Origin of the sequence: Paenibacillus polymyxa M1, from assembly GCF_000237325.1 — a bacterium.
Taxonomy (GTDB): Bacteria; Bacillota; Bacilli; order Paenibacillales; family Paenibacillaceae; genus Paenibacillus; species Paenibacillus polymyxa_C.
Genome location: NC_017542.1, coordinates 1531340 through 1544339 on the forward strand (window position 1 = coordinate 1531340; position 13000 = coordinate 1544339).

Sequence of the window (13000 nt, forward strand, 5' to 3'; positions counted from 1 at the left end):
TTAAAAAGAAAAGAGGAACACCTCATGGATCGAAATCAATTATCCAAAGAGATACTTACATTGGTTGGTGGAGAAGAAAATGTAGAGCAGGTCATTCACTGTATGACGCGCTTGCGTTTCAATCTTCATAATGATAAGAAAGCTCAAAAAGAGCAGTTGCAAAAAACGGATGGTGTCATGGGAGTCATGGAGAGTGGCGGCCAGTTTCAGGTGATTATCGGTAATGATGTAGCTAATGTATATAAATCGTTGGTGAGCAACATGTCCAAGGCACCGCAAAGTGAAACAGGCGCAAGCACTGCATCCAAGAAAAAACAAAACCCGATCAGCCAACTGTTCGACTTTATTGCGGGTATGTTTACACCTATTTTGCCGGCGATCACCGGTGCAGGTATGATCAAAGGGATCATTGCCCTATTGGTAGCTATGCACTGGATGTCTGACAAGAGTCAAACCTATACGATTTTAGCGGCAATAGGTGATGGTGCGTTCTACTTCCTGCCTATTATTCTGGCTGTCAGTGCTGCTAGAAAACTCGGCAGTAATATGTTTATTGGTGCGGCGATTGGTGCTTCTATTTTACATCCAGACATTACAGCATTACTGGCTTCGAATGTGAAAGTTAGCTTTATTGGCCTTCCGGTGACAGCGGCCACGTATTCTTCGACCGTTATTCCAATTGTTATCGCGATCTGGCTGGCGTCCTATGTTGAAAAATTCATTGATAAGTATACTCATGCATCATTGAAGTTGCTTGTTGTCCCAACACTGACTTTATTGATTATTGTACCTTTGACTTTGGTTGCTGTAGGGCCGCTCGGCTCTATTATTGGTAACGGCCTGTCTGGTGGTATCTCTTGGTTGTTTGAAAATACAGGTGCACTTGCAGGTCTGCTGCTCGGCGGTACCTTCTCCCTGATCATTATGACTGGTATGCACTACGCGTTGGTTCCGATTATGATCGGATCGATTGCAACGCTGGGTTATGACTACATGATTCCAATTATGGGAGCAGCTAACTTGGCTCAGGCTGGTGCTACACTCGGCGTATTCTTGAAATCCAAAAATGCCAAAGTCAAAACAGTGGCCTTCTCCACGAGCTTGACAGCTATTATGGGTGTAACCGAGCCTGCAATGTATGGGGTTAATATGCGGTTTAAAAAACCGTTTACGGCAGCGTTGATCGGCGGAGCTGTCGGCGGGGGCTTCATGAGTTTGTTTGGCACAAAAGCGTACGTCGTTGGGGGACTCGTTGGTTTACCTGGTCTGGCTATGTTTATTGGACCGACTTTCTTGTATGCAATTCTTGGTCTCATTATTGCATTTGTGGTTGCTACGATTGTTACCTATGTGATCGGTTTTACAGATGAAAAGAACGAAGAGGCACCACAAGTAGCAAATGCTACCGGTGGCATTTCTACTAAGGGAGTAGCACAATCTGCGGTGAGCTCACTTCCGAAAGGTGAGACAATCCCGGTTTTCAGCCCAATTATGGGTGAAGTTAAACCGCTCAGTGAAGTTAATGATCCTGCATTTTCTCAAGAAATTATGGGTAGAGGATGGGCTATTGAACCCTCCGAAGGTCGGGTTGTTTCCCCAGTTGACGGCACAGTGTTCTCTATTTCCAAAAGCGGACATGCTGTAGGCTTGGTGAGTGATTCAGGACTTGAAATGCTCATTCACGTAGGGATGGACACTGTTAAACTAAAAGGACTTCATTTTACGCCTCATCTTAAAGCAGGAGATCGCGTGAAGGTAGGCGATCTTATACTGGAGTTTGACCTGGTGGAAATCCGCAAGGCTGGTTACGAAACGATTACGCCTGTTATTGTTACGAATGTAGACCAGTTTAGCGAGTTGGAGCCCGCTGGAAATCAGCATAAAGTGGTTAAGGAACAAGAACTGCTATACACAGTGATCGTCTAACCGTTGAAAAAATCTATGCATAAGCTGAATACAAATCGTTGTGTTCAGAATAACAAACAGCAAGCCTTCATTTTAAGAAGGCTTGCTGTTTGGCGTTTACATAAAGTCTAAAGCTGAAGCATCTTTATTATTTTTATTTCAATAAAACCTACAAAAATAGTTGGCTTTGTGATATAGTAATCTTCGGATTGAAGGGTCGCTTTTTTATAAAACATCTTACGTTTAAGTTTGGAGGAAATGATATATGGATACCTTCTTTATTATTTTGAATGTCATCGTGCTGCTTGCACTGCTCGGCGTATTGGTCTGGATGCAGAAAAAGCGCATCTCTTTTACAAAAAGAGTATTTACCGGACTCGGCTTCGGACTGATCTACGGGGCTATTCTTCAGTACGCTTATGGGGCCGGCTCAGAGGTCATTACCAAATCGGTCGATTGGTTCAACCTTGCAGGTAATGGTTATGTCCGTTTGCTGCAAATGGTTGTTATTCCACTGATCATGGTGTCGATTATTTCGGCTATTATGAATCTAAAGGGAAGACAGAACCTTGGCAAAATAAGCGTGTCCATTATTGCAGTACTACTGATTACAACGGCGATTGCTGCTTCTGTAAGTATTGTAACCAGCCTGTCTTTTGATCTAAAAGCAATCGAGATTCAAAGTGGTGAAAAGGAGCAAGCGCAAGGCCTGAAGATGGAAGAACGACTGGGAACAGTCCAGGATATGACTATTCCGCAGCAGGTGCTGGAATTTATTCCTTCGAATCCTTTTGAAGATATGACAGGGGCACGCCGTACATCGACGTTGGCGGTGGTTATTTTCTCAGCCTTTATCGGGGTGGCAGTACTCGGATTGGATCGTAAAAAACCAGAGCAGGCGCAAACCTTCCGCAAAGTGATCGACGCAGTGTACGCTGTAGTGATGCGGATTGTAACGCTGGTGCTAAGATTGACGCCTTACGGTATTTTAGCACTGATCACGAAAGTTGTAGCTACGACAAATCCGGATGAAATCTTGAAGCTGATCAAGTTTGTACTCGCTTCTTATGTGGCTTTATTAGTCATGTTTGTTATTCATCTTATTTTGCTGGCCTTGTTCGGCTATAATCCAGTGACATATGTGAAAAAGGTATTGCCTACACTGGTTTTTGCTTTTACGTCTCGTTCCAGTGCAGCGACTATTCCATTAAATGTTGAAACACAAACGAAAAAGCTTGGTGTTTCCGACGGCATCGCGAATCTGTCCGCGACCCTGGGAGCAACCATTGGGCAAAACGGCTGTGCGGGTATTTATCCGGCCATGCTGGCGGTCATGATTGCTCCAACGGTGGGCATAGATCCTACAAGCTGGGATTTTATCCTCACGCTTATTCTGGTTGTTACGGTCAGCTCGTTTGGTGTGGCAGGTGTAGGCGGGGGTGCTACTTTCGCTTCCCTGATCGTGCTTTCTACCCTGAACCTTCCCGTGGCCTTGGCAGGATTGCTCATTTCGGTTGAACCGTTGATTGATATGGGACGCACTGCGTTAAATGTTAATGATTCTATTACCGCAGGTCTTATCTCAGGTAAAGTACTTAAGGAGAACGATCAAGACGTGTTCAACAACCATGGCACGGATCTGGATGTAGCGGCACACTCTTAAGTAAAAGATAGACGAATGGTGTACACTGCAGTCTCATATCGCATTTATAGCATAAGTATACGTGCAATGAGCACCCCAATATAAAGAGCCGACCTTAAGGTCGGCTCTTTATATTGGGCTTATGACCGTGTAAATTATAGCTGTTCACAAATCCTAATCTATGATACATTAAAATAATGTTTTTCCGGCTTGTTCGGATGAACCGCGGTTCGCAACCATCCCGCGCTATCAAAACTAGGAGGATTTCATGTTTAATCTGTTATGGGGGGCAGCATTTGTCCTCGTCAATTTTATGTTCTTTTTGTTATGTTATCGGTTGTTTGGTAAAAAAGGGCTGTACGCCTGGATTGGCGTTGCTACTGTATTGGCCAACATTCAGGTAACCAAAACCATTGATCTGCTCGGCATTACCACGACATTGGGAAATACAATGTATGTTTCTATGTATATGGCCAGCGATTTACTAAATGAAAAATATGGGCCTAAAGAGGCGCAAAAAGCTGTGTGGTTTGGCTTTTTCACTCTGATTATGACGACGATCACGATGCAGATGGTGCTGTTATTTGAGCCTACTGCAACGGATTTTGCCCAGACACCGATGCAACAGCTCTTCGGATTGTTGCCAAGGCTTGCGCTTGCCAGCTTGACAGCCTATGCGGTCAGTCAATTGCTAGACGTGCGTCTATATGCCTGGATTCGCAAGTTTTTCCCGGAGCGTCATCAGCTCTGGATTCGCGGCAATGGCAGCACGATGATCAGCTCGTTTATAGACACCCTCATTTTCTGTAGTATTGCCTTTTACGGCTATGCGTGGGGGATATGGATCGAATTGCTGTTCACCACTTACATCTTAAAATTTGTACTGACTGCGGCGGGTACACCGATTTTGTACATCGCACGCAATTTCTGTTTGATAGAAGAGGAGGGGCAAACCCTCAAGCCATGATTGGCTTGGGGTTGCCCCTCTTTTTTTATCCCAGCACGGTCAGTTCCTTCGGAAATGAGGTCAGCACTTCAACACCCTCAGAGGTGACCAGAACGTCATCTTCAATCCGCACGCCCCCAAGACCTGGAACGTAGATGCCGGGTTCGATCGTGAACACGAAGCCTTCATGAAGCAGATCGTTATTGCCTCCGTGTACAGATGGATATTCATGAACACTCATACCAAGACCATGTCCAACCCGATGGTTAAAAGCAGGGCCATATCCAGCGGCTTCAACAACGGCTCGAGCTGCCTGGTCTACGGATGCGCAGGAAACTCCCGGGCGAATGGCGGCAATTCCGGCTTCGTTTGAACGGAGAACCGTATTATATATCGTTTCCAGCTCAGTCGACAGCTTGCCAAAGGCAAAAGTGCGTGTAATATCCGAAGCATAACCGTCGCAATATACGCCCATATCAAACATGAGTAGATCGCCGTGTTGCAGCTTACGGGTCCCCGGAACACCATGAGGCAAGGCCGTTTTGAGTCCAGACAACACTGTCGTGTCAAAGGATGGGCCATCTGCACCGAGTTTTTTCATTTGGTATTCAATTTCGGCTACCAGCTCGACTTCTGTCACCCCTTCGCGAACATGGGTTAGGCCGTGACGAAGAGCATCTTCCACCAAACGAGCTGCATGTTTCAAACGTTGTACTTCCTCAGGAGTTTTTCTCACGCGCATTTCTTGAAGCACCGGACCCAGGTCCACATATTGAGCAGCGCCAATGGCAGTATGTAGTTGTTCGTAACGGAGGACGGAGACGTGTTCCTTTTCTAGTGCGAATGCTTTCACTCCGGTACCTGTGCGTTGGCGTAACAGATCATATGGATTGTCCGTATCGGTGTGGGTGGATATACGCGTCACCGAAGAAGCAGCTTGAGCGGCTTCTGCATCCAGAGCTGGTACAATCAGTTCTGGTTCTTGGTCACGAAGCAGCACGAGCCCTAGAAACCGCTCATGTGGATCACTGGCAAAGCCCGTCAGGTAGTAAATATGTTTGGGATCGGTCACAAGCAGGCCATCCCAAGCTTGTGACTTCAGTTCATCATACAATCTGGTAATTTTCTCATTCATAGAGTCTCATTCCTTTCTGTCCATTTATTCATTATAGCTCTTGTTACACCCTAATTTATATCTTTAAATGGTTTTCTCTCTTGACTGACTTAATGCTTGCAGACGTGCCTGTACGTTGTGATCGTAGTAACCACCATGGTAGCAGAGTACCTTATCAACATCCAATACAGTCAGCTTATCAAGGCTCTTTAGAGCCAACGGCATATCCGGCGTAGCTGACTCAGCGGGACCGACCAGCTCACCTTCGACTACACGCAGTTCATCTGCTGCCAACAGCAGCTTCTGTGCAGGCACATACAAGCTGATATGTCCTGGCGTGTGACCGGGTGTATGAATAATCTGTATGCCTCCACCATAAGGCAGATGTTCACCGTCCTCAAGAATATGAGCAAAGCGCAAATCTGGCAGGTGGCGAATCATATCCTCTGCTTGTTGCTTGAGTGCAGGCTCCATCAGATTGATGCGTTCCGGCGTCAGCTTTATAAATGGTCGTTCTCCTGTCATATATGGAATGTCATCCTTATGGGCCAGCAGGGCAGTGTTCGGTAGCAAGTCCAGCAGTGCTTGAACATTTCCGATATGGTCAATATCCTGATGCGTTATAATAATTCTTTTCAGACGGCTTATATCCTCACCCACATCTGAAATAGCCTTGCGCAGAGGCTCCAATTGGCCGAGCATGCCCGAGTCTATCAATGTAAGTCCATCCTCGTCCTTGAGCAGTACAGGATGAATGATCGAATTACCAAAAAAAGGTCCCATAGACACTTCCAAAATCAAAATTTGAGTTCCGATATTCATATTAAGCTGCTTCAGATTCTTTTAACTCCGAAGCATACCTCCCGTCTCATGTCGTTAAATCGGTTAACGTAGTGTTGGCTTATCTTCAAGCTCTATTATAAGACCCTTTGGGACTAATCCGCAAAACAACTCGATATGGCTGTTCGGGCGCTTGTCCTGTACAATAAATAAATCACCACAATAGGGGGGGCAGCTACGATAATGAATAACGACCAATCTTTTTCCATTGAAATTGCATGCAGGGAGGATCTTCCCGATATTGTGGATATATATAATTCTACGATTGCAGGACGAATGGTCACAGCAGATCTGGAGCCGGTGACAGTAGAGAGCCGTATTCCATGGTTTGAGGCTCATGAGGAAAACCACCGCCCTTTGTGGGTACTAAGACAAAAGGGGACAATTGCTGGATGGGCCAGTCTTCAGTCCTTTTATGGCCGACCAGCTTATAACGGTACAGCAGAAATTAGCATTTATGTCCATGAGGATTCTCGTGGAACCGGCACTGGAAGCCGTCTGGTACAGCACTTGCTAAATGAATGTCCTAGACTAGGAATTACAACATTGTTAGGGTTTGTGTTTGGTCATAATGAACCGAGTATTGCGCTGCTGCGGAAGTTTGGCTTTGAGCAGTGGGGGTATTATCCACGTGTTGCCGTGCTGGACAGCATAGAGCGCGATCTGGCTATATTGGGTAAGCGAGTAGATTAATATTGAGTTACAGAAAAAGGCTGCCTCCAACATCGTCTCATACACTGTCAGTGTAGCGATTTTAGAGGCAGCCTTTTTTTACTTTGTTATTTCTCCGTTTTTAACGCTGAGGTTTAAAACGTATGTTGTGAAAGATTTGGTTAAGCACCTCAGAGATTACCAAACCGACTGCTATCGCTCCTGCGATCATCAGTGTGCTCATGGCCAGCTCCAGTGCCTGAGGATAATGTTGTTGTACGAACTGGCGCATGGCATTATAAGCCATTCCTCCTGGCACCAGGGGAATCATGCCTGCCACGCTGAAAATAATCACAGGCATTTTGTACAGTCTAGCAAAACCTTGACTGACGATGCCGATGAGGATCGTGGCTAAAAGGCTGGCGCTCACAGGTCCCATGCTGTCCGTGGTTGAATAATAGACAAGCCAGCCCAGCATACCGACAAAACCACATTGCAGCAGCGAGCGTCGGGGGGCATGGAACAGTATGCCGAAAGCAGCGGTGGCAATAAAGCTTGTGAATAATTGTGCAAGCATAAGCTTGAATCTCCTCCAAATTACATATAAGAAATGATAACTGCAACACCAGCTCCAATGGCAAAAGACGTCAAGCAAGCATCTGCACCTTTGGAAAGCCCTGAGACAAGGTGCCCGGACATTAAATCTCGAAGGGCATTTGTAATTAGCAAGCCCGGCACCAATGGCATGACGGAGCCAATGATAATTTTATCCATCATCTGCCCCCCGCCGACGATCACTAACAGAGCCGCCAGCAAGCCGATTAGAAAAGATGCAGAAAATTCTGAGAAAAACTTAACCTTAACGAGCCTGTGAAAATATTGTAAGGCTGCAAATCCGATACCGCCGCACAACACAGCTCCGGGGAAATCTCTCCACACTCCACCAAACATGATCATAAAGCAACCGCTGGCCAACGCTGCAGCGATCAGCTGTACACGATTGGAATAGCGGAGGGGACCACGTTCAATTTCCGAAAGCTCTTTTACGGCTGCGCTGGGTGACAAAGTGCCTGCGCTGATTTTACGTGAAATGGAATTCACCTCGGTCACCTTGTGCAAATCTGTAGTCCGCTCTACGATCCGGATAAGCTTGGCAGGTTCCGAATCATTAATAGCAAAAAAAATTCCAGTGGGTGTTACATAGCTATGGGACTGGGATATGCCATAGGCCGAAGCAATGCGGGACATCGTGTCTTCAACACGATAGGTCTCGGCTCCATTTTGCATCATCAGTTTGCCTGCTAGCAGACAAACCTCAATGATTTCAGGAGTAGGATAGGAATGATTATTCATGCTCGCTCTCTTTCATGCGCCTCAGGTCGTTCGACCCTGTTGTTTTCATTTATTGTAGCACAAAAAGCCGCCTTTTCAGAGGCGGTTAAATTGGGGGAATCTATGGAGTTTATCGAGATTCCATCGTATCCGGAATAACGGTATAGTAGGACTCTTCTAGGTATGTTGCGGCCTCAGACAAGCCCATCAACTTAAGCTGCCCTGTTACAAAAGCACGAAGGGCTGAATGGGTGAACAGATGCCGTGTCTGAGCATCTCGAATAAAGGCCAGTCTGGCTTCATGCGAACCGCTGCGGAATAACTCACGTACAGCTTCACCTTGTTGTTCCCAGAGGAACGGCTCCGTTACGTTCAAGAAGTCGCTCTCAATAGAAGAGCTACGCTTCATAGAAGAAGATGTCTGAATACCCAAGCCATTCAGTGTAGGAGCAACTTCATTTTGCTTACGCTCTGTTCGCAAGCTGTCGATGTAGGCGGCCATATCTTGAATCGGCAGAATGCCAAAGCGCTCCCGAAAGCATTCGCGTACAAATGCGGTACGTTCATCCACAGCTTGCAGAGGACGCTGACCGGCATGTCCAGAATAGTCAGCTCCACTGGCATAGTATCGTTTTAATGAACTGTTTTCTGTATAAACAACGCTTAGAAAATCCTGCAAATGGCGGGCAACCACCCATACCCCCGTCCAATCGACGGGAGAAACGCATACAATCGGAGCCTGTGAAAGGTCCTTTTCAAGGCCAAAATCGGTTAAAAAGCCATAATGTATCCCGTCCACTCCAGCGTGGGCAAAAGGAATAACATCAGGCGGTGTAGCCATATATCGCGGAGCGCGGCCCTGTTCCATAATCAAGCCCAAATCAAAACTCAGAGAATGCCGGTTCGCTTCAAGCTCCTGTTCAAACTCTATAAGTGCCTCAATCAAAGGTGTGGCTGATCCGTAGGCTAGGTTAGAACCGGAATCCATTGTGTATACCTCCCTTATCCAAGTACATCTGTAAAGCGTTCATCCCTAAAAGGTACGTGATTTTACACGAAATGTAAACCTGTATGACGAATTTTTTCAAAAATGTGACCTTTTACCCGTGTGCTGTCAAAATAAAACGCTTTCGTTCAAACCAGGACAAGATACCTATGTTAGCGCAGTAGTGAAGTAAAGTGAGTTTGCGAAAATGCAGTCTTTTCAGTGTATGTTATCACCTGAGAAGGGTGAATGAGAGATACGGGCTGGGAAGGTAAGGGTGCAACGTAATAGGTCAACGGGTATAATATCAGGACAAGGTATAGAGAGTGTCATCCAAAGATTTAACAGAAAGAAGTGGGCATATGAACTTGCAAAAGAAGGCTGTTTTTTTTGATGTAGATGACACGATGTACGATCATTTGCACCCTACACGTGATGCATTGCGTACAGTATTAGGATTAAGTGAGCGTTTTCCATATGAGGAAGTCTACCACCGTATTCGCTATTACAGCGATTTACTATCGGCTAAAGGAGGACTATTGGAGGGGAAAGCAGGGCAGGATGAACTGGATGATATGAGGGAAGGTCGTTTTATTCTGGCTCTACAAGAATTCGGGGTAGATATTACCCGTGAGCAGGCAGTGCATGTCCAACAAGAATACTTGGATCGACAGTACCGAATTGAGTCTTTTGAGGGGGCTACCTCATTAATCGATGAATTGAGCTCGGCTGGCTATTTGGTCGGTTTGATTACGAACGGTCTTGAAGAACATCAGATGAGCAAAATTAAAGCTATGACACTGGAAAATCATGTTGCGGCAGAGCATATTTTTGTGTCTGGGACTGTTGGTTATGCCAAGCCTGATCCGCGCATTTTCGAAATAGTCAACGAACGGACAGGCACTTTAGCAGAGCATTGCTGCTACATTGGGGATTCCTGGCGTAATGATGTGGCGGGAGCTATAGCTGCAAATTGGCGGGTAATTTGGTTCAATCACAGGAATGCTATTCCGGAATCTGATGTGTCGGGAGCCTATGAAACTGCGGCAAGCTATGCAGGGCTAAGAAAGCTGCTCCTGCCCGACGCACGTTAGACGCGGTACATATTCGTGTCACCCAAAAGAATCCAACCTATTTTGAAGCTATTTCAAAAGCTGGTCCGTAATACTATTTATCTGTTATAGATCTAACTTCATTTGAAATGGGTAGAACAGAGAAGGAGGGATCGCGCATGGTAGAACAATGGAGGCAGGCAGACGACATCATAAGTCAAGTGACCGTATATAGTACGGAGGATAATGACCCAGTTAGCATTAAAACAGCCACCCAAGGCGTCCGCTGTATCGGCATTGGGACAGATGCGGCCGTATTTACGCTCGATACGTTGCCAGGCTACGCGTTTAAGGTGTATTCAGACATGGCGATCGAAAAAAAAGATGCAGAGGCCGATGTATATGAGCGTTTGCAAGGTTCTGATTATTTTCCTCATTATTACGGAAAAGGCGATAAGTATATTGTCATTAGTTACGAATCTGGTATTACGCTGCTGGATTGCCTGCTGCAAGGAATTCCGGTGCCGGAGCAGGTCATTGAGGACGTGGAAAAGGCGAGGGAATTTGTTCGGTCCAGGGGGCTGAATCCTCGTGATATTCATCTCAAAAATGTACTCATGCAAGATGGACGCGCCAAGGTGCTAGATGTATCTGAATATGTAAAAGAAGGCGATGACAAGCGTTGGGAGCATTTGGTGTGGGCGTATCATACGTTCTATTCCGGTTTCTCCGAGGTTAAGGTTCCTTCATGGATTTTGGAGACGATCAAAAAATGGTATTACAAGCTGGACAACTCCAGCATCAACCTGGAGGAGTTTGCCCAGCGTGCCAGTCAATTGTTTTCTAAATGGAAATCATAACCACTGTGAAGGATACCGAAATACAGCCCTATCCTTCTATACCAAAGGATTGCACCCGCTTTACGGGAGCAATCCTTTTCTTTTATCTGAAATCTCTAGGCACTCTTCTGGCCGTACCGCTCGCAATCGCGGCTTGAATCACCTTTTTACGCACCTGTTGTACGGCGCCCTCGTTAAATACACCCGGGATAATATACAGTTTGTTTAATTCATCGGGACGGATTGTGCTTGCGATAGCTTCTGCGGCTGCCAGCTTCATCTCTTCGTTAATTTCGCGTGCGCGACAGTCCAGTGCTGCTCGGAATATGCCGGGGAAGCAAAGTACATTGTTAATCTGGTTAGGATAGTCTGAACGTCCGGTAGCGATGACCCCTGCAATGTCCTCGACATCCTCTGGGTTAATTTCAGGGACCGGGTTTGCCATGGTGAACAGGACAGGAGCTTCCTTCATGCGCTTCACGTCTTCTCGTTGCAATATTCCGCCTGCCGACAGACCGATAAACACGTCCGCGTCCTTCAGAACCTCAGATAGCGTGCCGGACAGCCGTTCGGGGTTGGTATGCTGCGCATACCAGTTCCACATCGGATGCTCATAGGTTTCATCAGCTGTAAGCGCACCGTTCCGGTCTACACCAATAATGTTCACTGCCCCTGCAGATAGCAAAATTTTGGTACAGGCCACACCTGCAGCCCCGATACCGCAGACGACAATTTTGACGTCAGACAGAGCTTTGCCGACCACCTTGAGCGCATTAATCAGCCCTGCGTACAACACGACAGCTGTGCCATGCTGATCATCATGAAAAACAGGTATGTCCAGCTCGTCACGTAACCGCTGTTCAATTTCAAAGCATCGCGGCGATGAAATATCCTCTAGATTAATACCGCCAAAGGCTGGGGCCAGTTGCTTAATGGCTTTAATGATTTCTTCCGTGTCCTGCGTATCCAGGCAGATCGGGAAGGCATCGACGGACCCAAGCTGCTTGAACAGCATGGCTTTGCCTTCCATAACCGGCATGGCTGCATATGGACCGATGTTGCCGAGTCCGAGGACAGCGCTTCCGTCAGAGACGACAGCAACAGTGTTGCGCTTGATCGTTAACCGGAAAGCTTTGTCCTGCTCCTCATGAATGGCCATGCATACGCGCGCCACATCAGGAGTGTATACCCGGGATAAGTCGTCACGGTTTTGAATCGGGACCTTGGGCTGCATTTCAATCTTGCCCCCGAGATGCAAGAGGAAGGTGCGATCAGAGATGGACAGTACCTTTACACCTTGTGCTTTTTTAATCCGGGCGATCATTCGGTCGATTTCTGCTGGATCAGCAATGGTGACTGTAATATCTCTTACAGTGGCCTTCTCAGAAGTGCGGATGACGTCAATGGCAATGACATCTCCGCCATGTTCGTTTACCAACGTAATCAATTGACCAAACTGGATGTGCTCGGTGGAAATTTCCAGTCGTAAAATAATATTTTTACCGCCAATACCGCCTTGCATACAAATTCCTCCTTTGTCTTTCATAACAAAATAGTGAGATCAATTGATTGCGCTTACAATCGAGAGCAAGTCTAACATCTGGGCTGATAGTTTAAATTAGTGGTTTCTTTCCCTATCATAGTGAACATTCTTCCACTTGTACAGATCAAGCTGAGTAATATCCGTGATTTTG

At 46.4% G+C, this 13000-nt stretch carries 12 protein-coding genes; 6 read left to right on the plus strand and 6 right to left on the minus strand.

All coding sequences use genetic code 11. The features are described 5' to 3' along the window. The first annotated feature begins 24 nt into the window (after positions 1 to 24). The 3 genes from PPM_RS06675 to PPM_RS06685 all read left to right on the plus strand — a co-directional run bounded on the left by PPM_RS06675 (position 25) and on the right by PPM_RS06685 (position 4514). A complete protein-coding gene (locus tag PPM_RS06675) occupies positions 25 to 1926 on the plus strand; it encodes a beta-glucoside-specific PTS transporter subunit IIABC (RefSeq protein WP_013369999.1) in 1902 nt (633 codons plus the stop codon). A gap of 244 nt (positions 1927 to 2170) precedes the next feature. Further along, positions 2171 to 3568 carry an L-cystine transporter gene (locus PPM_RS06680; protein ID WP_013370000.1) on the plus strand — a complete coding sequence of 466 codons (1398 nt, stop codon included), beginning with the start codon at positions 2171 to 2173 and terminating at the stop codon, positions 3566 to 3568. A gap of 247 nt (positions 3569 to 3815) precedes the next feature. After that, positions 3816 to 4514: a queuosine precursor transporter gene (locus PPM_RS06685; protein ID WP_013370001.1), complete on the plus strand. Its 699-nt coding sequence runs from the start codon at positions 3816 to 3818 to the stop codon at positions 4512 to 4514. A gap of 25 nt (positions 4515 to 4539) precedes the next feature. Here PPM_RS06685 and PPM_RS06690 read toward each other — a convergent pair whose 3' ends face one another. Both PPM_RS06690 and PPM_RS06695 read right to left on the minus strand, forming a co-directional pair. Further along, the gene (locus PPM_RS06690; protein ID WP_013370002.1) at positions 4540 to 5628 is read right to left on the minus strand and encodes a M24 family metallopeptidase; all 1089 of its coding nucleotides are present in this window, start codon (positions 5626 to 5628) and stop codon (positions 4540 to 4542) included. A gap of 63 nt (positions 5629 to 5691) precedes the next feature. Then, entirely contained in the window at positions 5692 to 6429 is a 738-nt protein-coding gene (locus PPM_RS06695; protein WP_013370003.1) for an MBL fold metallo-hydrolase, read from the minus strand. A gap of 201 nt (positions 6430 to 6630) precedes the next feature. Here PPM_RS06695 and PPM_RS06700 point away from each other — a divergent pair, with 201 nt between their 5' ends. Then, positions 6631 to 7140 carry a GNAT family N-acetyltransferase gene (locus PPM_RS06700; RefSeq protein WP_013370004.1) on the plus strand — a complete coding sequence of 170 codons (510 nt, stop codon included), beginning with the start codon at positions 6631 to 6633 and terminating at the stop codon, positions 7138 to 7140. Between the two features lie 100 nt (positions 7141 to 7240). Here the strand turns inward: PPM_RS06700 and PPM_RS06705 are convergent, their stop codons facing one another. The 3 genes from PPM_RS06705 to PPM_RS06715 all read right to left on the minus strand — a co-directional run bounded on the left by PPM_RS06705 (position 7241) and on the right by PPM_RS06715 (position 9418). Beyond that, positions 7241 to 7675, minus strand: coding sequence for a threonine/serine exporter family protein (locus PPM_RS06705; protein WP_013370005.1), 435 nt, complete (start codon positions 7673 to 7675; stop codon positions 7241 to 7243). A gap of 20 nt (positions 7676 to 7695) precedes the next feature. Further along, on the minus strand, positions 7696 to 8451 hold the full coding sequence (locus PPM_RS06710; RefSeq protein ID WP_013370006.1) for a threonine/serine exporter family protein: 756 nt from the start codon (positions 8449 to 8451) through the stop codon (positions 7696 to 7698). Between the two features lie 109 nt (positions 8452 to 8560). After that, a complete protein-coding gene (locus PPM_RS06715) occupies positions 8561 to 9418 on the minus strand; it encodes a hypothetical protein (protein ID WP_013370008.1) in 858 nt (285 codons plus the stop codon). Positions 9419 to 9777: 359 nt separating this feature from the next. Here PPM_RS06715 and PPM_RS06720 point away from each other — a divergent pair, with 359 nt between their 5' ends. Both PPM_RS06720 and PPM_RS06725 read left to right on the plus strand, forming a co-directional pair. Then, on the plus strand, positions 9778 to 10509 hold the full coding sequence (locus PPM_RS06720; protein ID WP_013370009.1) for an HAD family hydrolase: 732 nt from the start codon (positions 9778 to 9780) through the stop codon (positions 10507 to 10509). Between the two features lie 137 nt (positions 10510 to 10646). Further along, the gene (locus PPM_RS06725; RefSeq protein WP_013370010.1) at positions 10647 to 11327 is read left to right on the plus strand and encodes a serine/threonine protein kinase; all 681 of its coding nucleotides are present in this window, start codon (positions 10647 to 10649) and stop codon (positions 11325 to 11327) included. Positions 11328 to 11409: 82 nt separating this feature from the next. On the opposite strand, the gene PPM_RS06730 is transcribed toward PPM_RS06725, so the two are convergent. Then, positions 11410 to 12828 (minus strand): NAD-dependent malic enzyme, encoded by a 1419-nt coding sequence (locus PPM_RS06730; protein WP_013370011.1) that lies wholly within the window; start codon positions 12826 to 12828, stop codon positions 11410 to 11412. Positions 12829 to 13000 lie beyond the last annotated feature (172 nt).